This is a genomic window from Azospirillum sp. CT11-132 (assembly GCF_047302835.1).
Taxonomy (GTDB): Bacteria; Pseudomonadota; Alphaproteobacteria; order Azospirillales; family Azospirillaceae; genus Azospirillum.
On sequence record NZ_JBGLZA010000005.1, the window covers coordinates 195,308 to 218,822 of the forward strand.

22 protein-coding genes are annotated in these 23,515 nt (G+C 67.9%); 20 read left to right on the plus strand and 2 right to left on the minus strand.

The annotated features are described in order from the left end of the window. The first annotated feature begins 4 nt into the window (after positions 1–4). The 8 genes from ACCD06_RS20600 (at position 5) to ACCD06_RS20635 (ending at position 8,668) form a co-directional block, all read left to right on the plus strand. Entirely contained in the window at positions 5–814 is an 810-nt protein-coding gene (locus tag ACCD06_RS20600) for an enoyl-CoA hydratase/isomerase family protein (RefSeq protein ID WP_413343114.1), read from the plus strand. A gap of 347 nt (positions 815–1,161) precedes the next feature. Further along, positions 1,162–2,010 (plus strand): MaoC/PaaZ C-terminal domain-containing protein, encoded by an 849-nt coding sequence (locus ACCD06_RS20605; RefSeq protein ID WP_413343116.1) that lies wholly within the window; start codon positions 1,162–1,164, stop codon positions 2,008–2,010. 85 nt (positions 2,011–2,095) lie between these two features. Continuing rightward, on the plus strand, positions 2,096–3,130 hold the full coding sequence (locus ACCD06_RS20610) for an acyl-CoA dehydrogenase family protein (RefSeq protein WP_413343118.1): 1,035 nt from the start codon (positions 2,096–2,098) through the stop codon (positions 3,128–3,130). A gap of 35 nt (positions 3,131–3,165) precedes the next feature. Next, positions 3,166–4,329, plus strand: coding sequence for an acyl-CoA dehydrogenase family protein (locus ACCD06_RS20615; protein WP_413343120.1), 1,164 nt, complete (start codon positions 3,166–3,168; stop codon positions 4,327–4,329). A 138-nt stretch (positions 4,330–4,467) separates the two neighbouring features. After that, positions 4,468–5,376: an SDR family NAD(P)-dependent oxidoreductase gene (locus tag ACCD06_RS20620; protein WP_199237468.1), complete on the plus strand. Its 909-nt coding sequence runs from the start codon at positions 4,468–4,470 to the stop codon at positions 5,374–5,376. A 20-nt stretch (positions 5,377–5,396) separates the two neighbouring features. Beyond that, positions 5,397–6,596, plus strand: a complete 1,200-nt coding sequence (locus ACCD06_RS20625; protein WP_413343122.1) for an acetyl-CoA C-acetyltransferase — start codon at positions 5,397–5,399, stop codon at positions 6,594–6,596. A gap of 4 nt (positions 6,597–6,600) precedes the next feature. Next, a complete protein-coding gene (locus ACCD06_RS20630) occupies positions 6,601–7,863 on the plus strand; it encodes an acetyl-CoA hydrolase/transferase family protein (protein ID WP_413343124.1) in 1,263 nt (420 codons plus the stop codon). Between the two features lie 25 nt (positions 7,864–7,888). Continuing rightward, entirely contained in the window at positions 7,889–8,668 is a 780-nt protein-coding gene (locus ACCD06_RS20635) for an SDR family NAD(P)-dependent oxidoreductase (RefSeq protein WP_109095805.1), read from the plus strand. Between the two features lie 28 nt (positions 8,669–8,696). Here the strand turns inward: ACCD06_RS20635 and ACCD06_RS20640 are convergent, their stop codons facing one another. Then, positions 8,697–9,065 carry a cupin domain-containing protein gene (locus ACCD06_RS20640; protein ID WP_413343126.1) on the minus strand — a complete coding sequence of 123 codons (369 nt, stop codon included), beginning with the start codon at positions 9,063–9,065 and terminating at the stop codon, positions 8,697–8,699. 270 nt (positions 9,066–9,335) lie between these two features. On the opposite strand from ACCD06_RS20640, the gene ACCD06_RS20645 reads away from it, so the two are divergent. Together ACCD06_RS20645 and ACCD06_RS20650 are read left to right on the plus strand one after the other, a co-directional pair. Continuing rightward, positions 9,336–10,532 (plus strand): ABC transporter substrate-binding protein, encoded by a 1,197-nt coding sequence (locus ACCD06_RS20645; protein ID WP_109095807.1) that lies wholly within the window; start codon positions 9,336–9,338, stop codon positions 10,530–10,532. A 46-nt stretch (positions 10,533–10,578) separates the two neighbouring features. Further along, the gene (locus ACCD06_RS20650) at positions 10,579–12,954 is read left to right on the plus strand and encodes a methyl-accepting chemotaxis protein (protein ID WP_413343128.1); all 2,376 of its coding nucleotides are present in this window, start codon (positions 10,579–10,581) and stop codon (positions 12,952–12,954) included. A gap of 257 nt (positions 12,955–13,211) precedes the next feature. Here the strand turns inward: ACCD06_RS20650 and ACCD06_RS20655 are convergent, their stop codons facing one another. Next, the gene (locus tag ACCD06_RS20655) at positions 13,212–13,349 is read right to left on the minus strand and encodes a hypothetical protein (RefSeq protein WP_158285343.1); all 138 of its coding nucleotides are present in this window, start codon (positions 13,347–13,349) and stop codon (positions 13,212–13,214) included. A 29-nt stretch (positions 13,350–13,378) separates the two neighbouring features. Here ACCD06_RS20655 and ACCD06_RS20660 point away from each other — a divergent pair, with 29 nt between their 5' ends. From ACCD06_RS20660 to ACCD06_RS20705, 10 genes are all read left to right on the plus strand, one after another. Further along, entirely contained in the window at positions 13,379–14,251 is an 873-nt protein-coding gene (locus ACCD06_RS20660) for a branched-chain amino acid ABC transporter permease (RefSeq protein WP_109095809.1), read from the plus strand. Between the two features lie 37 nt (positions 14,252–14,288). After that, positions 14,289–15,257: a branched-chain amino acid ABC transporter permease gene (locus ACCD06_RS20665; protein ID WP_413343131.1), complete on the plus strand. Its 969-nt coding sequence runs from the start codon at positions 14,289–14,291 to the stop codon at positions 15,255–15,257. Then, positions 15,250–15,999: an ABC transporter ATP-binding protein gene (locus tag ACCD06_RS20670; RefSeq protein ID WP_109095811.1), complete on the plus strand. Its 750-nt coding sequence runs from the start codon at positions 15,250–15,252 to the stop codon at positions 15,997–15,999. The genes ACCD06_RS20665 and ACCD06_RS20670 overlap by 8 nt, the downstream gene beginning before the upstream one ends. 9 nt (positions 16,000–16,008) lie before the next feature. Next, the gene (locus ACCD06_RS20675) at positions 16,009–16,734 is read left to right on the plus strand and encodes an ABC transporter ATP-binding protein (protein ID WP_109095812.1); all 726 of its coding nucleotides are present in this window, start codon (positions 16,009–16,011) and stop codon (positions 16,732–16,734) included. 203 nt (positions 16,735–16,937) lie between these two features. Then, positions 16,938–17,306 carry a cupin domain-containing protein gene (locus tag ACCD06_RS20680; protein WP_413343134.1) on the plus strand — a complete coding sequence of 123 codons (369 nt, stop codon included), beginning with the start codon at positions 16,938–16,940 and terminating at the stop codon, positions 17,304–17,306. A gap of 50 nt (positions 17,307–17,356) precedes the next feature. Continuing rightward, positions 17,357–18,502, plus strand: coding sequence for an NADH:flavin oxidoreductase/NADH oxidase (locus tag ACCD06_RS20685; RefSeq protein WP_413343136.1), 1,146 nt, complete (start codon positions 17,357–17,359; stop codon positions 18,500–18,502). Between the two features lie 295 nt (positions 18,503–18,797). After that, complete coding sequence (locus ACCD06_RS20690; protein WP_413343138.1) at positions 18,798–20,435, plus strand: electron transfer flavoprotein-ubiquinone oxidoreductase; 1,638 nt, start codon at positions 18,798–18,800, stop codon at positions 20,433–20,435. 201 nt (positions 20,436–20,636) lie between these two features. Beyond that, positions 20,637–21,791: an acyl-CoA dehydrogenase family protein gene (locus ACCD06_RS20695; protein ID WP_413343140.1), complete on the plus strand. Its 1,155-nt coding sequence runs from the start codon at positions 20,637–20,639 to the stop codon at positions 21,789–21,791. Between the two features lie 24 nt (positions 21,792–21,815). After that, positions 21,816–22,661, plus strand: a complete 846-nt coding sequence (locus ACCD06_RS20700; protein WP_413343142.1) for a MaoC family dehydratase N-terminal domain-containing protein — start codon at positions 21,816–21,818, stop codon at positions 22,659–22,661. Then, positions 22,661–23,491 (plus strand): aldolase/citrate lyase family protein, encoded by an 831-nt coding sequence (locus ACCD06_RS20705; protein ID WP_413343144.1) that lies wholly within the window; start codon positions 22,661–22,663, stop codon positions 23,489–23,491. Before ACCD06_RS20700 ends, ACCD06_RS20705 begins: the two co-directional genes overlap by 1 nt. Positions 23,492–23,515 lie beyond the last annotated feature (24 nt).

The following is a 23,515-nucleotide window of genomic DNA, read 5'->3' on the forward strand; positions in this document are numbered from 1 at the left end:
GGACATGAGCGACCTCTATGCCAACTACCAGCGGATCCGGTTCGACCGTCCGGCGGACGGCGTCCTGCGCCTGACGCTGAACCGGCCGGAGCGGATGAACGCGCTGGACGCCATCGGTCATCGCGAACTGACCGACGTCTGGCGCGACATCGACCGCGACCCCAGCGTCAGCGCCGTCATCCTGTGCGGCGAGGGGCGGGCCTTCTCCGCCGGGGGCGATTTCGAGATGATCGACGAGATGATCGGCGACTTCGACGCGCGCTGCCGGGTCTGGAAGGAAGCCAAGGACCTCGTCTACAACATCCTCAACTGCTCCAAGCCGATCGTCTCCGCCATTCAGGGGCCGGCCGTCGGGGCGGGCCTGGTGGCGGCCCTGCTGTCCGATATCCCGATAGCGGCCAAGGACGCCAAGATCGTCGACGGGCACACCCGGCTGGGTGTCGCCGCCGGCGACCATGCCGTGATCCTGTGGCCGCTTCTGTGCGGCTTGGCGAAGGCCAAGTATTACCTGATGCTGTGTGAACCGCTGACCGGACAGAAGGCCGAGGAGATCGGGCTGGTCGCGCTCTGCGTCGAGGAAGCGGAGCTTCAGGAAACCGCGCTGAAGACCGCGATCCGCTTGGCCGAGGGGGCGCCGAGCGCCATTCGCTGGACCAAATACGCCCTGAACAACTGGCTCCGCATGGCCGGACCGATCTTCGACACTTCGACCGCCTTGGAAATCCTGGGGTTCAGCGGCCCTGACGTGCGGGAGGGCGTGGCGTCCCTGCGCGAGAAGCGCCCGCCGTCCTTCGGGAAATCCTGTTCCGTCTGATCGGCCGCACCGCCCGGACGCCGCCTCCAGCCCGGTGGCGTCCGGGCTGCCCGGCATACGGAGCGGTCCGCCGATAATGGAAGGGTCGATTTTAAAATATAGAAGCGGCCTATATCTGCCACGGTCGCAAGAATCGAAGTCTTCTATTCCAATAATCCCGGTGAGATAATCGTTCACACAGCTTGGCCGACCGGCTGACCGGCGTTGCTCCCATGAATCGGGGCGCCGTCGCCGGGATCGGGCCTGGCTACACGCACCGAAAACACATGCGGCGGCACGCAGGGAATTCCCGCGCCAAGGGAAGATCCCGGCGCGGCTCCGCCGCCTGCGGGAACAGCGGATCGCCAATGATCGATGCCGAAAAGCTACTGAAGACAGAAATTCCGGAAATCCGCCAGAGCGTGAGCAAGCGGGACGCGATCCTCTACGCGCTCTCCGTCGGGTTCGGGCAGGAACCGCTGGACGAGCGGCAGCTCGACTTCGTCGATCACCACCGCGATCTGGTGGCGGTCCCCTCCATGGCGGTGGTGCTGGGCCATCCCGGATTCTGGCTCGGCCGCGACGACCGCGGGGTCGATCCCAAATCGGTCCTTCACGGGGAACAGCAAATCGAACTGTTGCGCCCGCTGCCCGTGGACGGGCAGGTGATCGGACGGACGCGCATCACCGGCCTGATCGACAAGGGGGCCGGCGGGGCCGCTCTTCTGCTGACCGAAAAGCGGATCGTCGATGCCACAACCGACGATCTTCTCGCGGTGACGCGCAGCACGATTTTCCTGCGCGGCGGCGGCGGCTTCGGCGGGCCGTCTGGGCCGCTTCCGCCGGTGCACGCCGTTCCCGAGCGGGCGCCCGACATGGTGATCGACATCGCCACCCGGCCCGAGCAGGCCTTGCTCTACCGGCTGAACGGCGACGACAACAGTCTGCATGCCGATCCCGCGGTGGCGCTGCACGCAGGCTTCCCGCGGCCGATCCTGCACGGGCTGTGCAGCTTCGGTGTGGCCTGCCACGCCCTGCTCCGGGCGCTGGCGGACTACCGGCCGGACCGGTTGCGGCGGATGTCCCTCCGGTTCTCCGCACCGGTCTTTCCCGGCGAAACCATACGCACCGAGATTTGGCGCGACGGATCGTTCCGGGCGCGGGTGGTCGAACGCGACGCGGTGGTGCTCAACAACGGGTTCGTCGAATTCACGTAGTCGCGGTTCGCTGCCGGCGCGGATGGTTGCAATTGAAGGGTACGGGGCTATGAGTATCGATGCGGACCGGTTGGAAAACATTCGCATGATCCGTGACAGCGCGCAGGCGATCGCCAAGCGCGGCGACTTGCGGCGTGCCCGCGACTGGCGCGACCGGTCGCCCGGCTTCGACCGGGCGGTCTGGCGTTCGATGGGCGATCTCGGATGGATCGGGTTGCGGGTCGAAGAGGCGGATGGCGGCTCCGGCCTTGGCATGCTGGAATTCTGCGCGCTGGTCGAGGAGCTGGGCGCCACGCTGACGCCGGAGCCGCTGATCGCCGCCGCCGCCGCCGTCCGCCTGCTCGGCCGCAACGCCGGCAGCGACCGGCTGTCGGGCGACCGCATCGTGCTGTTCGCCTGGCAGGAGCGCGCCGGCAGCCTCGACCCTACCGGTGGAGCGAGCTTCGCCGGCGGACGGCTTTCCGGCTGCAAGCGCTTCATTCCGTCCGCCGACGGGGTGGACGAGTTCCTGGTGACGACGGAAAGCGGCCTGGTCCTGGTGCCGCGCGACGCCGCCGGCCTGACCGTCGAGCGGTCCCTGGGGCAGGATGGCGGGCATCTGGCGACCCTGCATTTCGACGGCGTGCAGGGAGAACTCCTGCCGGGCGACGCCGGCCGGGTGCTGGACGAGGCTGCGCTCGCCACCGCGGCATATCTGCTGGGCGTAATCGAGGGGGCACTGGCGCTGACCGTCGACTATCTGAAGACGCGCCGCCAGTTCGACGCGCCGATCGGCAGCTTCCAGGCTCTGCAGCATCGTGTGGTCGACCTGACGCTCCAAGCGGCGCTGACCCGCGCCAGCGTCGAGAGTGCCGCGGCCTGCCTCGACGGCGGGGCCGTCGGTGCGGAGGCGCAGGCGGCGGTGTCGCGGGCGAAGGCCCGCGCTTCGGACGCGGCGATGCTGGTGACCCGGCAGGCGATCCAGCTGCATGGCGGGATCGGCTACACCGACGAGTGCGACGTCGGCCTTTACCTGCGCAAGGCGATGGTGCTGGCGCCCGCCTATGGCGGCGCTGCCCTGCACCGGCGCCGCTACGCCGCGCTCCAGTCCCCGATGGACGAAGTGGTGGACGAGCCGTGAAACCGGCGACCCCAGACGAGAGGCGAACACAGACCATGACGATCCCGACGCAACCGCCGGATTTCGACGCGCTGGGCGACGAGGCGTTCCGCGCCGCCGTCCGGACCTTCCTGGCCGACCACCATCCCCGCCACTTGCGCAACCCGGCCAAGCGGCTGCACTGGGACGAGGCCCGGGACTGGTACCTGATCCTCGCCAGCCATGGCTGGCTGGCGCCCAACTGGCCGCGGCGTTACGGCGGCATGGGCCTTTCGGCCTCCAAGCAGCTGATCTACGTCGACGAGTTCGAGCGTTTCGGGGCGGCCCGGCTGCCCGACCACGGGATCATCCTGCTCGGCCCCCTGCTGATCCGACACGGCAGCGAGGAACAGAAATCCCATTTCCTCCCGAAGATCCTCTCGGGCGAGCATATCTGGTGCCAGGGCTACAGCGAACCCAACGCCGGTTCCGACCTCGCCTCGCTACGGACCGAGGCGGTGCTCGACGGTGAGGAATGGGTGATCAACGGCCAGAAGACCTGGACGACGCTGGCCCAGGACGCCAACTGGATCTTCCTGCTGGTCCGTACGGCCAAGGGGGGCAAGAAGCAGGAGGGGATCAGCTTCCTGCTGGCGCCGATGGACAGCCCCGGCATCACGGTGCGCCCGATCCTGAACATCCACCGTCATGACGAGTTCTGCGAGGTCTTCTTCGACAATGTCCGGGTACCGAAGGGCAATCTGGTCGGGGAGATCAACCGCGGCTGGTCGATGGCGAAGGCTCTGCTGGGGTTCGAGCGCATCTTCCTCGGCTCGCCACGCCAGTCAGCCCACGCGCTGGCGCGGCTGAAGCATCTGGCGCGGCATCTCGGCGTCTGGGACGATCCGGTCTTCCGCGACCGCTATACGCAGCTGGCGCTCGATCTGGCCGATCACAACGCGCTGTTCGAGACCTTCGCCGACCGGCTGCGCCGCGGCGAAAGCCTGGGACCCGACGTGTCGCTCCTGAAGATCCACCAGAGCGAACTGTTCCAGCGCATCACCGACACCATGATGGAGATCGCGGCGGAGCATGCCGGCCTGCTCGACCCGATCGACGGCGACCGCGACCTGGATCCGGCCGGCCTGTTCCTCACCGCCCGCGCGGCGACCATCTACGGCGGCTCGTCGGAGGTGCAGCGGAACATTCTGGCGAAGAGCGTGCTGGGCTTGCCCTCCTAAGCAGGTTTTCCGAGCTCCGCCCACAGATGGGCGGGCTCGGAAAACCTGCAAAACCATAGAGTCCGCAGGTTTCTCCAGGCCGGGCCTGTGGCCCGATCTGGAGAAACCTGCCTAGAGTCAAAAACGAGGATTCGACGAATGCTACTTGAAGGAAAGGCCGTCATCGTCACCGGTGCCGGTGGCGGGATCGGCCGCGACATCGCCATCGCGATGGCCGCCGCCGGGGCTGCAGTGGTGATCAACGACGTGGGGGCATCGCTCGGCGGTGCCGGCCTGTCGGCGACGCCGGCCGAGGAAACCAGGGCCATCATCGAGCGGGCAGGCGGCCGCGCCTGCGTCAGCACCGACAGCGTCGGCGAATGGGCCAGCGCGCAGAAGATCGTGCAGGCGGCGCTGGACCATTTCGGCCGCATCGACGCGGTGGTCAACAATGCCGGCATCCTGCGCGACGCCATGTTCCACAAGCTGTCGCCGGAAGACTGGCTGTCCGTCATCGCCGTCCACCTGAACGGCAGCTTCTTTGTCAGCCGGGCCGCCGCCGACCATTTCCGCGCACAGGAAAAGGGCGCCTACGTCCACATGACCAGCACGTCCGGGCTGATCGGCAATCTGGGGCAGTCGAACTACTCCGCGGCCAAGCTCGGCGTCGCCGCCCTGTCCAAGTCGATCGCGCTGGACATGAAGCGCTACAACGTGCGCTCCAACTGCATCGCCCCTTTCGCCTGGAGCCGGATGACTAGCGGCATCCCCGCCGAGACACCCGAGCAGAAGGCCCGCGTCGAAAAGCTGATGCGGATGACGCCGGCCAAGAACGCGCCGCTCGCCGTCTATCTGGCGTCCGATGCCGCCCAGGACGTCACCGGGCAGATCTTCGCGGCGCGCAACAACGAGATCGTCCTGATGAGCCAGAGCCGGCCGCTGCGCACGATCCACCGCGGCGAGGGCTGGACGCCCGACACCATCGTCGAGCACGGCATGGCGGCGCTGAAGCCGTCCTTCGTGCCGCTCGACCGCAGCGCCGATGTGTTCAGCTGGGATCCCGTCTGATCCCGCCACCGGAGTGATCGATGATGAGACGAGCAGCCTTTGTCAGCCCGGTTCGCACGCCGGTCGGCACGTTCGGCGGCAGCCTTCAGCCGGTGCCGGTCGAGGAACTCGGCGCGGTGGCGGTCAGGGCCGTGCTGGAACGAACGGGCATCGACCCGGCGCTGATCGAGGACGTGGTCTTCGCCCAATCCTATGCCAACAGCGAGACGCCCTGTGTCGGGCGTTGGATCGCCCTGCATGCCGGGCTGCCCATCGAGGTTCCGGGGATGCAGCTGGACCGCCGCTGCGGCGGTGGTCTGCAGGCGCTGATCACCGCCGCCATGATGGTCGAGACCGGGGCCTGCGACGTCGTGCTGGCCGGCGGCGTCGAGAGCATGAGCAACATCGAATACTATACGACCGGCATGCGCTGGGGTGCCCGGTCCGGAAACGCCGCTCTCTACGACCGGCTCGACCGCGGGCGGGAGCGGTCGCAGCCCGAGCACCGCTTTGGTCCCATCTCCGGCATGATCGAGACGGCCGAAAACCTCGCCCGCATCCATGGGATCGCGCGGGATGAGGCCGACGCCTTCGCCGCCGAGAGCCATCGGCGTGCCGCCGCCGCCTGGGAGGCCGGGCGTTTCGATGAGGAGGTCGTCCCCGTCACGGTTCCCCGCCGCAAGCAGGAGCCGGTGGTGGTCAGCCGTGACGAGGGCATCCGTCCAGCAACAAGTCCGGAAAGCCTTGCGCGCCTGAGCCCCCTGACCAAGGGCGGCACCGTGACCGCCGGCAATGCCAGCCAGCAGAACGACGCCGCCGCGGCCTGCCTCGTGGTCGCCGAGGACAGGCTGGAGGCGCTGGGCCTGTCGCCGATAGGCTTTCTCTCCGGCTGGGCGGCAGCGGGTTGCGATCCGGCGATCATGGGCTTCGGCCCGGTCCCGGCGGTGAAGCGGCTGTTCGGCAAGACCGGGCTGTCCTTCGCCGACATCGATCTGGTGGAGCTGAACGAGGCCTTTGCCGCACAGGTGCTGGCGGTGCTCAAGGGGTGGGACTGGGACGACCGCTCCCGCCTCAACGTGAACGGCTCGGGCATCTCGCTCGGTCATCCGATCGGGGCGACCGGAGTGCGGATGATGACCACGCTGCTGCACGAGCTGCGCCGCCGCAAGGGACGTTACGGGCTGGAAACCATGTGCATCGGCGGCGGGCAGGGTCTTGCCGCCCTGTTCGAGGCGGCCTGAAGCGGTGCCGCGCGAAATCACCCTCGACGCGCTGGACTTCACCGAGTTCGTGCGTCCCGGCGATCTGGTCGCCTGGGGGCAGGCGGCGGCGGAGCCGCTGCCGCTGACCGCCGCCCTGATGACCCAGCGCTATCGCATCGGCGGCTTCCGCGCCTTCCTGGGGATCACGCTGACCGGGACGGCCGATCCGGCGCATGCCGATGCCGTCACCTTCTCCAGCTATTGCGGCACCGGGGAGAACCGGCGGCTGGCCGCCGCCGGGTTGCTCGACCCGCTGCCCTGCCATTACTCGGACATGGCGGCCAGGCTTCCCGGAGCGGTCGACGTTCTGCTGGTGCAGGTGGCGGAAGGGCCGCATGGGTTCAGCCTCAGCCTCGCGCACGAGTATCTGGTGCCGCTGGTCGCCGCGGCCCGTCTGGTCATCGCCGAAGTGAACGGGCGGGCTCCCTGGACCGGGGGGGACGGGGTCCTGCCGGCCGACGCCATCGACGTGATGGTGCGGACCGCGCGGCCGGTGGTGGAGTTGCCGGCAGCTGATGCCGGTCCCGTGGACCGGGCAATCGCCCGGCGGGTCGCCGCCCTGATCGAAGACGGTTCGACCTTGCAGATGGGGCTGGGTGGCGTGCCTAAAGCGATCCTGGGCGACCTCGCCGATCGGCGCGACCTGGGGATCCACTCCGGCGTGATCGGCGACGAGGTGGTCGACCTGATCGAGCGGGGCGTCGTGACGAACGCCCGCAAGACGGTCGATCGCGGGGTGTCGGTGGCCGGAATGCTGATGGGCAGCCGGCGTCTGTACCAGTTCGCCGACCGAAATCCGGCGGTGTCGCTGCGGGCCACCGCCTACACGCACGATACCGGCGTTCTGGAGAGCATCGATCGCTTCGTCGCGATCAACTCCGCGATCGAGGTGGATCTGACCGGCCAGATCAATGCCGAAACGGTCAGGGGGGTCCATGTCGGTGCGGTCGGCGGTGCGGTCGATTTCCTGCGCGGTGCCCACCGCTCGCGCGGTGGACTGCCCATCATCGCCCTGCCGGCGACCGCCGGCGGCGGGGATCGGACGGTCAGCCGCATCGTCGGCCACCTCTCCGGCCCGGTCAGCACGGCCCGCTCCGATGCCGGCATCATCGTGACGGAGCATGGCCTGGCCGATCTGCGCGGCCTCACCCTGTCGCAGCGGGTGAAGCGGATGATCGACGTCGCGGCTCCACCGTTCCGCGAGGGGCTGGAACGCGAAGCCCGTGAGCTTGGGCTGGCGCGCTGAAGCTTGATTTCCGGCAGGAGGCATCATGGACTTGCGGTTGGCCGGGAAGGTCGCCGTCGTGAACGGCGCCAGCCAGGGCATCGGCTATGCCATCGCGCGCATGCTGGCCGGTGAAGGGATGAAACTGGCGATCAGCGCCCGCAAGGAGGCGGCGCTGGCGGACGCGGCGGACCGCATCCGCAGCCAGACCGGCGCCGAGGTGCTTCCCATCACCGCCGATATCCGCAGCGCCGAGGATTGCGAGCGCATCGTCACGCAATCCCTCGCCCATTACGGGGGAGCGGACGTGTTGGTCAACAACGACGGCGCGCCACCGGTCGGCGAGCTGCTCGGCTTCGACGATGCCCGATGGGCGATGGCGGTCGAGCAGAATTTGATGAGCGTCGTCCGCCTGACCCGCGGCTTCGTCCCGTCGATGCGGCGGCGCGGCGGCGGCAGTGTGGTCAACATCACCGCCATATCGGCCATCCAGCCGATCGCCAGTTATGGGCTGTCCGTCGCGACCTGGGCGGGGGTGATCGGCTATGCCAAAACGGCGTCGATCGAACTTGGTGCCGACAACATCCGCATCAATACGGTCTGTCCGGGACCGGTGCATACCGGACGCCTGGAAAAGGCGTCCGCGAAGATCGGAAGTAGCCTGGAGGATCTGAGGGCGGCCTTGGGTCGGGAGATTCCGCTCGGCCGTGTCGGCGAACCGGAAGAGGTCGCCGACGTGGTGGCGTTCCTGGCCTCGCCGCGCAGTTCCTACGTCACCGGCGCGACGCTGCAGGTCGATGGCGGCATGCTGAAGGGGATCCGCTGAGGCGGCGGACTCCCCGGTTGATCCCTGTTCAGCCGCGCAGGAAGCCGCTGGCCGGATCGATCCAGTCCTGCCGGGGCGGGTTGAAGATGTCGTATTCGAGCGTGTCCTCCAGGGCCTCGACGCTGTGGGGCAGGCCGGAAGGGATCACCACGATCCCACCGGCGCCGACGACGATCTCCTGTTCCCCCTCATCGCCGAACGCGAATTTCAAGGCGCCGGAGATGACGTGGGTGAACTGTTCGTTCGGGTGGGAATGGCGGGGCACCGTGTCGCCCTTGCGGAACTTCACCTCGCCGACCATCACGGTCTCGCTCGTAACGAAGCGCCGGGTGATCGATCCATGCAGATGTTCCGACGGCAGGTCGGACCAGATGTAGTGTGTCGCCTGTTCGGCCATTTTCCCGCAATCCCGATGAATCGTTTGTCGGCTGCAAAACATTCTCCCGACGAACGGCGTGACCACAACGGAAGAAATTCGGGCCATAGTAAAATCCTATGAGAGGAATAGTTTAAAACTGGCGCATTACCGCTGGAAATACATTGTCGGTGAATACACTGTTTCCCGGATATTTGCAGGCGTCCGATGATCGGCGGCCGGTAGGCGCATGGCCTGCCGGCCCGACACGGTGCGTCCTGCCAGCACCAATTCAAATCAGGGAGAGGGACCATGAAGGGAAGCGTCAGGCTGGCTCTGGCCGTCGGCGGCATGATCACCTTGGCGGCCGGGACCGGCCGGGCGGCGGACGAGGTGGTCAAGCTCGGCCTCTCGGTGCCGCTGTCCGGTACCGCGGCCGTCTGGGGCAAGGCGGCGGACTGGCTCTGCAAGCGGGCGGCGCAGGACGTCGCCGCAGCGGGAGGGGTCAAGGTCGCCGGCAAGACCTATTCTTTCGAATGCATTTCCTACGACAACAAATACAACGCTGCCGACGGGGCGAAGGTGGCGCAGACGCTGCTGAACCGCGACGGGGTGCGATTCATCGCGCTGAGCATCGGAACCGCGCCGGTGCGGGCGTTGCAGTCGCTGTCGGAACGGAATGGCGCCCTGCTGTTCACGGTTGCCTGGGGCGCCAGCATCAAGGGTCCGAACTTCCCGCTGACCTTCACCCAGATGAACACGCCGTACGAACTGTTCGGACCGCTTCTGGGCTATGTGAAGAACGAGAATCCCGGTATCAGGACGGTGGTGCTGCTCAATCCCAACGACGCGACTGGGCAGGACTCCGAACCGGTCAACCGCAAGGTCTGGGAGTCGCTGGGCGTCAAGGTGGTGTCGAGCGATTGGTACGAGCGCGGAACCACCGAGTTCCAGCCGATCGCCGCCAAGATCGCCGGCATGAAGCCGGATGCGGTCGACCTCGGAACCTCGCCCCCCGGCGAGAGCGGCTCGATCCTCAGGGAGCTGAAGGTGCTGGGCTGGGACGGCGTGAAGGTCGAAGGCACAGGATCGGGCACCGACGGCATCGTCCAGACCGGCGGCGAGGCGGCCAACGGCGTCTATGTCGGTGCTGCCATTCCCTTCGACGGGCCGTTCGCGACAGAAAGACAGAAGGCGATCAACGAGGAGGCCCGCGCGACGTTCGGCGAGAACCTGAACGCCATCGAGATCGGCGCCTACAACGCCGTGATGGCGCTCAAGGCCGGCATGGAAAAGGCGCAGAGCGTCGATCCGCGCAAGGTCGCGGCGGCCCTGCCCGAGGTGGTGTTCGATTCCTTCTACGGGCCGGCCGCCTATGGTGGGAAGGCGGATTACGGGTCGGCGCAGCAGATGCTCATCCCCGTGATCGTCAGCCAGATTCAGGGCGGAAAGCTGGTGGAGCGGCAACGGATCCTGCCCGACGAGCTGAAGGCCCGCATCGGACAGTGACGGCCGCCGGCGGACGATGCCGCCGCGTGCCAAACGGGGATTTCCAATGTCCATCAGAACCAGGATCATGGGCGGCTTCCTCGGTCTGCTGCTGTTGACGGCAGCCGTCGCAGTCGCCGGCTGGCAGGGTCTGGAGGCCTTCGCGCGGCATGTCGCCGGCGCCCAGGCGGCGCAGCAGCTGGCGATGGATGCCGCCGCCATGGTTGCCGCCGGCGACAGGCCGGGGCGGGGTACGACGCCGGGCAATGACGTGGACAAAGACTTGGGCAAGGACGCGGAGCGGCTGATCCGGCAGGTGCTCGCGGACATCGCCCTGGTCGGCCGGCTGTCGGAGATCGCCACCGGCGAGCAGGCGGTGCTCGAGGCGCCGGTCGGGGTCTTCAGGGCCGCCTTCGAGGAGCAGACCGCGCAGCAGGGCGCCATCCGGGAGATCAGCCGCTCCCTGACCGAGGTGACCGGGGGATTGCAGGCGGTGGCGACCGCCATCGCCGACGCCCAGGCCAAGGAGGTGTCGGCGGCGCGGACCGCCTTCGCCCAGGTGAAGCAGCGTCAGGCGAAGGCCGCGGTGGTTGATCAACTGATGAGCGCGCTCGGCCAGAACCTCGCGGAACTTCAAGGCGCGCAGGCCGTCTGGACGGGATCGGTCGATCCGGCCGATGCGGAGCGGCTGCGCTGGGTTCTAGACGGGACCGGGGGTGCGGTGACGGCCCTGCGGGCAAGGCTGGGCGACGGCGCGGCGGCGGCGCTGGCCGCCGCGCTGGACGCCTACACGGGGGCGCTCGATGCCGCGCTCCGCGCTGCCGACGGGCGGGGGCTCGACGGAGCGCTGGCGCTGGTGCGGGACCGCATGGGCCTGGTGAGGACTGCGGTTCTGGAGGAGCGCAATACCGTGAACGACCAGATGGAGGAGGCGCAGGATCGGCTGACCAAGGCCACCGATCTCCGCGATGCCGCGCTCACCACGATCGGGCTCAGCAACCGTGCGCAAGCCGAGGGTCTGGCGCTGGTCGCCAGCGGAACCGACAGCGCCGATCTCGACGAATCGACCGGGCTGCTGCTGGGGATCACCGAGGAGATCTATTTCCGCGTCGCTGACCCGGACATCCGCCGGAATTTGGGCAGGCTTCGCAACGACATCGGGCAGCTCCGCGCCGGCGCCGGGAAGATCGTCGCCGCCAAATCGGAGCAGCGGCGCCTGACCGCCAGCCTGTATGCCAGTGCCGGAGAGGTCACCGCGCAGGCCGAGCGGCTGCGCCGCCTCGGGCTCGACCGGATGGAGCAGGGGCGGCGGGAAGCCGGCTGGCTGATCGCGGCGGGGGTGTTGTTCGCCCTGGTGATCGGGAGCGGCCTCGCCTGGGGGATCGGGCGGGGGATCACCGGTCCGCTGGCCGGGATCGTCACCGCCATGCGCCGTCTGGCCCGCGGCGAGATGATCGACAGCGTGCCGGGCCACGACAGGCGGGACGAACTGCGCACCGTGGCGGAGGCGCTCGACGTCTTCCGGGCCAACATCCTGGAGATGGATCGCCTGAAGCGGGAGCAGGACGGCATCCGGGAGCAGGCGGGGAAGGCGCGGCGCGCGGCGATGGAAACGCTCGCCGCGTCGTTCGACCGGAACGTCCATCGGGTGGTGGAGACGGTGGGCTCCTCCGCCCGGAGCTTGCAGGACACCGCGTCGCGCCTGTCCGCGACCACCGGTCAGGCATCCGGCGAGGCGTCGAGCGCCGCGGACGCGGCCTCCGGCGTCACGAGCGACGTCCAGACCGTCGCTGCGGCGACGGAGGAGCTGTCGGCCTCGATCGGCGAGATCGGCCAGCAGATGGACAGCTCGGTCCGGATCACGGCGGAAGCCACCGCTGCAGCCAGGGAGTCGACCCGCAAGATGGCCGCGCTGTCGCAGGCCGCGTCGGAGATCGAAGCCATCGTGCAGTTGATCCACGGCATCGCCGAACAGACGAACCTGCTGGCGCTGAACGCCACCATCGAAGCGGCCCGGGCTGGAGAAGCGGGACGCGGTTTCGCCGTGGTCGCGGGGGAGGTCAAGCAGCTCGCCAGCCAGACCTCGCGGGCGACGGAGAGCATCACAGGCCGGATCCTGTCGGTGCAGAGGGCGTCGCAGGACTCGGCCCAGGCCATCCAGGCCATCACCGACATCATCGGCCGGATCGACGCGGTCACCGAAGGGGTGTCGGACGCCGTGGAAAAGCAGGGCATCGCGATCCGCGAGATCGCAACCGGAATGCAGCGGGTGGCCGGGAGGACGGGCGATGCCTCCAAGAGCATCGGCGGGGTCTCGGCCGCCATGGCGAGCACCGACGGGATCGCCGGACACGTTCTGGCTGCCGCGACGGCGCTGGCCGGCGAAGCGGATTCCCTGCGGGCGCAGGTGGACGGCTTCCTCAAGCAGGTGGCGTCGGCCTGACGGCGCCGCGCCCGGCCGCCGGTGGCGGCTTCCTCACCTGCAACCCGTATCCGGCATAGGCCGGTCCTATGGCTGGGCCGGCAGTCCGACTGGGGCCTAGGTCGCCCGACCGCCGGGTGTTATTCTTCCAAACCAGTTGGGCCTTAAGGGCCTGCGCATCCCAAAAAGTTCGTTGGCAAAACGGAATGTAGGCGCTTCGCTGCGGGATGGTGCGATCTCCTGGAAGCCCGCTCAAGACGTCATGCCCGCGGAAAAGATCAGCCGCCGCGCCGTCCTTCGATCGACGGCGCGATCCGCATCCGCGCGGGCCGCTTCCACCGAACCGGACCGCCGGCTTCCGGCAATAATTCATGAGACAGGGTGGAGACATGCAAAATACAGGAACGGTCGCCCATCTCCCGGTCCTCAAGCCGGGATTCATGACATGACCCTCAACCTAATCATCGAGCAGGTGCTGAACGGATGTCAGCTCGGCGTGATGCTCTTCATGATGTCGGCCGGGCTCACGCTGGTGTTCGGCATCATGAACCTGATCAATCTGGCGCACGGCTCGCTCTATATGATCGGCGCCTACGTGGCGGCGAGCGTGCTGGCAGCGACGGGAAGCTTCCTGCTGGCCGTGCTGGTCGCGGTGCCGGCCGCCGCCGCGGTCGGCTATGCGGTCGACCGCATCCTGCTGAGGCACTTCTATCGCCGCAGCCATCTGGACCAGACGCTGGCGACCTTCGGGCTGATCCTGGCGGCGAACGAGCTGGTCCGCATGATCTGGGGGGCGACGCCCCTGGCCATGCCGTTGCCCGGCCTGCTGGCGGGATCGGTGCCGCTGCTCCCCGACCTGCAATATCCGGTGTTCCGGCTGGTGGTCCTGGTGGTCGGGCTGGTCATGGCCGGAGTCCTCTATGTGCTGGTGACGCACACCCGCGGCGGCATGTGGGTCCGCGCCGGAGCCAGCGACCGGACCATGGCGGCGGCGCTCGGCATCGACGTCTCGCGCGTCTTCTCCGTGGTGTTCGTCGCCGGCGCGGCCCTGGCCGGCCTGGCCGGCGTCATGGCCGGACCGATCCTCGCGGTCCAGGTCGGCATGGGAGAGCCGATCCTGATCCTGGCGCTGGTGGTCGTCGTGGTCGGCGGCTTGGGGTCGATCCGCGGCGCCTTCGTCGCGGCTCTGCTCATCGGCCTGGGCGACACCTTCGGCCGGGTGCTGCTGCACCCCGCCCTGGGGTCCATGGCGATCTACGTCATCATGGCGGCCCTGCTCGCCCTGCGACCGGGAGGTCTGTTTCCGAGCCATGCTTGACAATCCTGAACAAACGACCTTTCGACGGTCAGCATCCTTGTCCGGCCTGGAACCGCTACGCCGTCTGGCGCCGGTCATCATCCTGGTCGGCTTTCTGGCCCTCGTGCCGGTGCTGGCCGAGGGGCTGGACCAGCCGTTCCTGATCCGCGTGTTCACCCGCATGGTGGTGTTCGCCATCGCCGCCGTCTCGCTGAACATCGTCCTGGGCGTCGCCGGGCTGGTCAGCCTGATGCATGCCGCCCTGTTCGGGCTCGGCGGCTACACCGTGGCGATCCTGGCGGAGCACGGCACGACCGAGCTGCTGGTCCTGGTGCCGGCGGCGGTCCTGGGAAGCGGGCTGGCCGCCGCGGCCTTCGGGCTGATCGCCCTGCGGACGGCCGGCGCCTACTTCATCATGATCACGCTCGCCTTCAACCAGATGTTCTTCTACTTCTTCGTCGCGCTGGAACGGTACGGCGGCGAGGAGGGGCTTCAGGTCTCCACGTCGCTCGACGTCGCCGGCATGGCGCTCGGCGGGCGGACCACGATCTTCTACCTGTGCCTGGCGGTGCTGCTCGCCGTGCTGGTGGCGGGGACGCGGCTCGTCGACAGCCGCTTCGGCATGGTGATCCGCGCGGCCGCCGGCAACGACCGGCGCGTGTCCTCGGTCGGCATCGCGCCGCTGAGCTATCGTCTGGCGGTCTTCGTCATCGCCGGGGCGATCGCCGGACTGGCGGGAGCCCTGCTGGTCGTGTCGCAGACCTTCATCAGCCCGGCCGAGATGTCCTGGGTGCGATCCGGCGATCTGATCGTCATGGTCGTGCTCGGCGGCATGGCGACGGTCTGGGGCCCGGCCCTGGGGGCCGTGGTGTTCCTGCTGCTGGAACTCGTCCTGTCGGCGCTGACCATCCATTGGCAGCTTCCCTTCGGCATCATCATCATCCTGCTGGTCCTGTTCCTGCGCGACGGTCTCGCCAACCTGATCGGCGCACTGCGCAGCGGCGACGGAGGGCGCGGCCATGACTGAGTCCATTCTGCAGGTCGTCGGGCTGGGCAAGCGGTTCGGCGGGCTGCAAGTGACCCGCGACCTGTCGCTCGACATCCGCCGGCACGAAACGCATGCCCTGATCGGTCCGAACGGGGCGGGCAAGACGACCTTCATCAACCAGCTGCACGGCGGCATCCTGCCCGACGCCGGCACCATCCGGTTCGACGGGGTGGAAATCACGCGGGAACCGGTGCATCGCCGGGCCTTGCTGGGGGTTGCACGGTCGTTCCAGATCACCTCGATCGTCGCCGGCTTCACCGCGCTGCAGAACGTGGCGCTGGCGATCCAGGCGCGGCAGGGGCACAGCTTCCGTTTCTGGAAGCGGGCCGACGACGACCGCAGGCTGCAGGAACCGGCGATGGAGTGCCTGCGGCTGGTCAACCTGGGCGGCCGGGCGCATAGCATGGCGGCCCACCTGTCGCACGGCGACCGCCGCCAGCTGGAGATCGCGATCGCGCTCGCGATGGAGCCGAAGCTGCTCCTGCTCGACGAGCCGATGGCCGGCATGGGACGCGACGAGAGCCAGCGGCTGGTGCAGCTGCTGAAATCGCTCAAGGGCCGCTACACCATCGTCATGGTGGAGCACGACATGGACGCGGTGTTCTCCCTGGCCGACCGGGTGAGCGTTCTGGTGCGCGGCAGCGTGATCGCCACCGGCACGCCGGCCGAGATCGGCGCCGACCCGGCGGTCCAGGCCGCCTATCTCGGTCATCAGCATTAAGGGGGCGGCATGCTTCTCGAATTGTCGAACGTCCAGGCCGGCTACGGCGCCGTCCGCATCCTGCACGGCCTCTCCCTCCGGCTGGCGAAGGGGGAGGCGATCGCGCTCGTCGGCCGCAACGGGATGGGAAAGACGACCACGATCAATACGATCATGGGCATTTGCCCGCCGCGCGGCGGGACCATCGCCTTCGACGGGGCGCGGATCGATGCGATGCCGGCCCACCGGATCGCCCGGCGCGGTGTCGGTCTGGTTCCCGAGGGGCGCCGGATTTTTCCCAACCTGACCGTGCGGGAGAACCTGCTGATGGCGGCCCGTCCGGCGCCCATGCGGAACGCCGGGCGCAGCTGGTCCTACGACCGGGTGCTGGAGGTCTTCCCGCGCCTGCGCGAGCGGCTGGGGAATCCGGGCAACCTGCTGTCCGGCGGCGAGCAGCAGATGCTGGCGATCGGACGGGCGCTGGTCACCAATCCGTCGCTGCTGATCCTCGACGAGGCGACGGAGGGGCTGGCCCCGCTGATCCGCGAGGAAATATGGGCCAACCTCGCCATGCTCCGCTCCGACGGCATGTCGATGATCGTCGTCGACAAGGAGATCGAGGCAGTCTGCAAGGTGGTCGACCGGCAGTACATCATCGAAAAAGGGGCGGTGGCATGGGAGGGCAGGGGGTCGGCCCTGCTGGAGGACGAGGCCCTGCGCAACCGCTATCTGAGCGTCGGCGAAGCCGCGGCCTGACGCATGTCGGAGCGGCCGTGCGGCCCCCGTGGCTTATCGGCTATGTCCGGGATAGCCGCTTCCTATGGGGCCGGAGCGGCCGGGCTCCGGCTCTTCCTTCGGTACGGCGAAAATGGAATGCTGCCCTCTGCGACCCTTGCCCGGCAGGCCATACGCAACCGGCCTTGCGCAGCGGCGCACATCGCTTTCCGGAGACCAGCAGCATGAACACTCCGCGCCGTCCCATCGACCTGACCGCGCTCGACCTGTCCGAAGGCTGGGAACCGCTGAAGGGCTACCCGGCCGCCTTGCAGGTGAAACTCCTCTCCGACGACCTGGACGAGACGTCGAAAACCGGTGCGCGCACCCGGATCGTCCGCTTCGCACCGGGATTCGCCACGTCCGCCACCCTGGTGCACGACTACTGGGAAGAGGTCTACCTCCTGGAGGGAGACATGCAGTTCGAGGATGGCACCGGCGCATCCGGCATCCAGGCACCTGCCTATTCCTGCCGGCCGCCGGGCACGCCGCATGGCCCCTACGGCTCCCGTCGGGGGTGCCTGATGCTCGAATGGCAATATTACCGGAAATAGCAGGGCGGCGGGACATGCAGGATCTGGCCCGAGTTCTTCGAGGATTTCAAATGCCCAGCCTTTTCGACCCGATCACCCTTCGCGGCGTCACGTTGCGCAACCGCATCGGCGTTTCGCCGATGTGCCAGTACAGCTCCGTCGATGGGGAGGTGAACGACTGGCACCTCGTCCATCTCGGCTCCCGCGCGGCCGGCGGCGCCGGACTGGTGCTGACGGAGGGAACCGCGGTGCTGCCGGAGGGACGCATCACCCCGTCCGACCTGGGACTCTGGCGTGACGGGCATGTCGAAGGACATGCCCGCATCGTCCGCTTCCTGAAAAGCCAGGGCGCGGCGGCCGGGATCCAGCTCGCCCATGCCGGACGCAAGGCCGCCCGGCTCCCCCCCTGGGAACTCGACCCGCGCGAACAGCAGGGCCGCCCCCTTACGGAGGAGGAGGGAGCATGGCCGCTGGACGGCGCCAGCCCGCTGGCGTTCGACGACGGCTATGCCGCCCCGCGCGAGATGACCGGCGAAGAGATCCGGCGGATAGTGGAGGCTTTCGCCGCCGCGGCCCGGAGGGCAGACGCGGCCGGCTACGACTGGCTGGAGGTTCATGCGGCCCACGGCTATCTGCTTCACTCGTTCAATTCGCCGCTGTCCAACCGGCGCGGGGACAAGTATGGCGGCACTCTGGAAAACCGCTGCCGCATCACCCGCGAGGTGGCGCAGGCGGTCCGCTCCGTCTGGCCGGCCGGCAAGGTGCTGTCCTTCCGGCTGTCCCACACCGACTGGACCGATGGCGGATGGAGCACCGGGGACACGGTGCAGCTTGCCCGCTGGCTCAAGGAGGATGGGGTCGATCTGATCGACGTGTCGTCCGGGGGGAACGTACCGCGCCCCACCATTCCCTTCGGTCCTGGTTACCAGGTTCCGGGTGCCGAGGCGGTCCGTAGCGGCGCCGGAATTCCGGTGGCGGCCGTCGGGATGATCCTGAAGCCCTCCCAGGCCGAGGGCATCATCCGGGAGGGGCAGGCCGATCTGGTCTATCTCGGCCGCGAAATGCTTCGGGATCCCTATTGGCCGTTGCGTGCGGCGGTGGCGCTCGACCGGACCGGGGAAGCCCGCGTACCGGTCCAATACAACACGGCCTGGATGCGGCTGGGCACCTTTGCGCTGGAGCCGCTGTCCGTTCCACGGATTTCATCGAAAAGATGAAGGTTGGGATCCCGCCCCTCTTCGGCACGCGTCTTCGACATTGTCCTCAGTTTCCCGCGCTCTGCGCTTTCTTCCTCCTGGCGGAGTGCGGGACTTGAGCCGGGCGAGCATCGCCCGGCTCCCTTTCCAAACCATCGCATATTGCGGGATGCGGCGACTTCGGCGCGCGGCGAAACGCAGTCAGAACCTCCCGCCGCACCGCGCGTTCCCCGCGAAGCGCGGCGCTCGGTCGGGGTTATGCGAACACTCTCCCCTCTTTTTCGAGGCCCGCTGCGCCTCCTCAATGGAAATGCACATGAGTGGACGCGAGAGCTTGGAATTCGACGTGCTTGTCGTGGGCGCGGGTCCGTCCGGCCTGTCCGCGGCCATCCGTCTGAAGCAACTGGCGCAGGAGAGCGGAAAGGAGCTTTCGGTCTGCGTCATCGAAAAGGGTTCGGAGGTGGGAGCGCACCTGCTCTCCGGCGCGGTGTTCGAGACACATGCGCTCGACGAACTGATCCCGGACTGGCGCGACAAGGGCGCCCCGCTCGATACCCCGGCCAAGGAGGACCGCTTCCTCTTCCTCACCGAGGCCAAGGCGTTCCGCCTGCCGACCCCTCCGCAGATGCACAACACCGGCAATTTCATCATTTCGCTGGGCAATCTCGGCCGCTGGCTCGGCCAGCAGGCGGAGCAGCTGGGCGTCGAGATCTATGCCGGCTTCGCCGGTGCGGAAGTGCTCCATGATCCACAGGGCGTGGTGAAGGGCGTCGCCACCGGCGACATGGGCATTGGCAGGGATGGGAGGGCCACCGGCAACCACACCCCTGGCGTCGAGCTGCATGCCAGGCAGACCATCTTCGCCGAGGGGTGCCGCGGCAGCCTGACCAAGACGCTGATGGCGCGCTTCAACCTGCGCGACGGCGTCGATCCGCAAACCTACGGCCTCGGCATCAAGGAGCTGTGGGAAATCGACCCAGCCAAATCGAATCCGGGCCTGATCGAACACAGCATCGGCTGGCCGTTGACCCCCGACACCTACGGCGGTTCGTTCCTGTACCACCTGTCGGACAATCTGGTGTCGGTCGGTTTCGTGGTGGGGCTGGACTATGCCAACCCGCATCTGAGCCCATTCGAAGAGTTTCAGCGCTACAAGACGCACCCGGCCATCCGTCCGACCTTCGAAGGCGGCCGGCGTCTGGCCTACGGCGCCCGCGCACTGAGCGAGGGCGGCTTCCAGTCGATCCCGAAGCTGACCTTTCCCGGCGGCCTGATCGTCGGCGACGGCGCCGGCTTCCTGAACGTGCCGAAGATCAAGGGCAACCACACCGCAATGAAGTCGGGCATGGTCGCGGCCGAGGCGGTGTTCGACCACCTGACCGGCGGCGGCGACGGGCGCGAGGTGACGGAATACCAGGCGCGCCTCAGGAAATCCTGGGTGTGGGACGAGCTGTACCGGGTGCGCAACATCCGGCCCGGCTTTCGGAAGGGCCTGTGGGCCGGCCTCGCCAACGCGGCCTACGAGACGGCCGTCGGCGGCAGGTCGCCGTGGACGCTGCACCACAGGCACCCGGACCACGCGACGCTGAAGAAGGCCGGCGACGCGCAGCCGATCGCCTATCCCAAGCCGGATGGCACGGTGAGCTTCGACCGGCTGTCCTCGGTGTACCTGTCGAACACCAACCACGAGGAAGACCAGCCGCCGCACCTGACGCTGAAGGACGCGGAGACGCCGATCCGCATCAATCTGGCGCTCTACGACGCGCCGGAGACCCGCTACTGCCCGGCCGGGGTGTACGAGATCGTCCGCAGCGGGGACGGCGGCGATCCGCGCCTGCGGATCAACGCTCAGAACTGCGTCCACTGCAAGACCTGCGACATCAAGGATCCCACCCAGAACATCGACTGGGTGACCCCCGAGGGCGGCGGCGGACCGAACTACCCGGGACTGTAGGGCCATGCCTCGGAGTGACGCGGAGGCACGGCTTGAAACGACGGTCCTCCCCGCCTTCAGGGGTAACCGGCTGCATTGCGTTTCCGCCACGCCGCCATAGTGGGACCCTATGACCTGCATAGATGACATCCCATTTGACGGATATCGTCCAAGCGCCGTTTAATTCCCCGAACATCAACCCGCAACACTAATGGAATTGAAATGGACGCGGATTCCTTTCCCGAAATCAGAGAGTCTGTCCGCCGTTTGTGCGCGGGTTTCCCTGGCGAATACTGGCGCAAGCTCGATGCGAGCCGCACTTACCCGACCGAATTCGTCCAGGCATTGACACAGGCGGGCTTTCTCTCGGTGCTGATCCCCGAGGAATACGGCGGCTCCGGCCTCGGCCTCGGTGCGGCGACCGCGATCCTCGAGGAAATCCACCGCAGCGGTTGCAACGGCGGAGCCTGCCACGCCCAGATGTACACGATGGGCACCCTCCTGCGGCACGGCACGCCGACCCAGAAGCAGGCCTATCTGCCAGGAATTGCCGATGGGTCGCTCCGCCTCCAGGCGTTCGGAGTGACCGAACCGACGAGTGGCACCGACACCACCCGCATCCGCACCTTCGCCCAACGGGAGGGCGACAAATACATCGTCAACGGCCAGAAGGTCTGGATCTCGCGCGCCGAACATTCCGACCTGATGCTGTTGCTGGTGCGCACCACGCCTCGCGATCAGGCGGCCAAGCCCGCGGAGGGCATGAGTGTTCTGCTGGTCGATATGCGCCAGGCGGTCGGCAACGGGCTGACCATCCGGCCGATCCGCACCATGATCAATCACGCCACCACCGAACTGTTCTTCGACAATTTGGAGGTTCCTACGGAGAACCTGATCGGCCAGGAGGGCAAGGGCTTCCGCTACATCCTCGACGGCATGAACGCGGAACGCATCCTGATCGCGTCGGAATGCATCGGTGACGCCCGTTTCTTCATCGACCGCGCCTCGACCTATGCCCGGGAGAGGGAGGTGTTCGGCCGCCCGATCGGCGCCAACCAGGGCGTCCAGTTTCCCATCGCACGCAATTACGTGGAGACGCAGGCCGCGGCGTTGATGGTCGACAGGGCCTCGTCCATGTTCGACGCCGGCATCCCATGCGGTACCGAAGCCAACATGGCGAAGATGCTGGCGTCCGAGGCCTCCTGGCATGCCGCCGATACGTGCCTGCAGACCCACGGCGGATTTGGCTTCGCGGAAGAGTACGACATCGAGCGCAAGTTCCGCGAAACGCGCCTCTATCAGATCGCGCCGATCTCCACCAACCTGATTCTGTCCCACGTCGGCACGCACGTGCTCCAAATGCCGAAGTCGTTCTGACCGGGACGCCCGCGAGGGATGGGTATGATGAACCTGGAAAACCTGAAGGACTGGATCGGGCGCGAGGAGGAGAACCTCGACGTCGCCGCGGTGCCGCCGCTTCTGGCGCTGGCCGCCACGCTGGATTACGCGGCTCCGCCCTGGCGATCCGGCGAGGTGCCGCCGCTCGGGCATTGGCTGTACTTCCTGCCGAAAGCCATGCAGGGGATGCTCGACCGCGACGGCCATCCCCACCGCGGCGGCTTCCTGCCTCCGGTGCCGTTGCCGCGCCGCATGTTCGCCGGCGGACGCCTTGAATTTCTCGCGCCGATCCGCCAGGGCGAGGCCCTGCGCCGGCGCTCGACCATCCTTTCCGTGGAGCCCAAGACGGGACGGTCGGGCCCCATGCTGTTCGTGACGGTCGCGCATGACGTCTTCGTTCAGGACGGTCCTGCGCTGCGCGAGTTGCAGAACATCGTCTATCGTGAGGCCGCGGCTCCCGGTGCCGCGCCATCAACCGACCCAGCCGACCCGGCACCCTCGGCCGTGTGGGAGCGGACCGTCGACGCCGACCCGATGCTGCTGTTCCGTTTCTCGGCGCTTACTTTCAACGGCCATCGGATCCACTATGACCGGCAATACGCCGAGGCGGTCGAGGGATACCCGGGGCTTGTGGTTCATGGTCCGCTGATCGCCACCCTGCTGATGGACCTGTTCCTGCGTCACAACCCCGGCGCCCGGATCTCCACCTTCCAGTTCCGCGCGCAACGGCCTTTGTTCGACGTGCAGCCCTTTACGCTCTGCGGAACGCCGACCCCGGACGGGGCATCGCTGTGGGCGCTCGATCCCGCCGGACGGATCGCCATGCAGGCCGAACTGGAGGCCGCGTGATGCCCCGCCGCAGCTGGCTGTTTACGCCCGGCACCAAACCGGAGCGCTTCACTCGGGCGGCCGAGGTCGGTGCCGACGTCGTCATCATCGATTTGGAGGATGCCGTTGCGGCCGGCGGCAAGGCCGTGGCACGGACCGCAGCGATGGACTGGCTGTCCCAGGCGCCGGATGGCCATACAGGGCGTGCATTGCGCATCAACGCTCCAGGCACGGCGTTCGGGCTTGAAGATATGCTGGCCCTCCTGCACTCCGGAGCGCAGCCCGACGCGATCATCGTCCCCAAGGCCGACTCGCCAGACATCCTGCGCTTGCTGGACGGGCTGTTGACCCAGGCGGGAAAGACCGCCCGCCTGATCGCTCTGATCGAGAGCGCCAGAGGCGTGGAGAAGGCCGAGGCCATGGCGCGGGCCACTCCGCGCCTCGAAGCGCTGTTCTTCGGGGCCGCCGACTTCGCCGCCGATCTCGGTGCGGACTGCGCGTGGGAGCCGTTGTTGCTGGCGCGCGGCCGGGTGGTCCAGGCGGCGGCGCTCGGCGGGCTTGCCGCCATCGATTCACCGTACTTCATGCCGGACGACGATCCCGGACTGCGCGCCGAAACGCATGCATCCATCCGCCTCGGCTTTGGGGGCAAGGCGGCCATCCATCCAAGGCAGGTGGCCGTCATCAACGAAGCGCTGACACCGAGTGCGGAGGCCGTGGCGGAGGCCCGCCACATCCTGCTCGAAAGCCTCAAGGGCGTCGGCGTGGTCTCCGGCCGCATGGTCGACGAAGCGGTGGCGCGCAAGGCGCGGCTCGTTCTCGCTGCAGCCGGAGAGCCGGCTGTGGAGTAGAGGCCGGGAGTTCCGGCCGGAGCC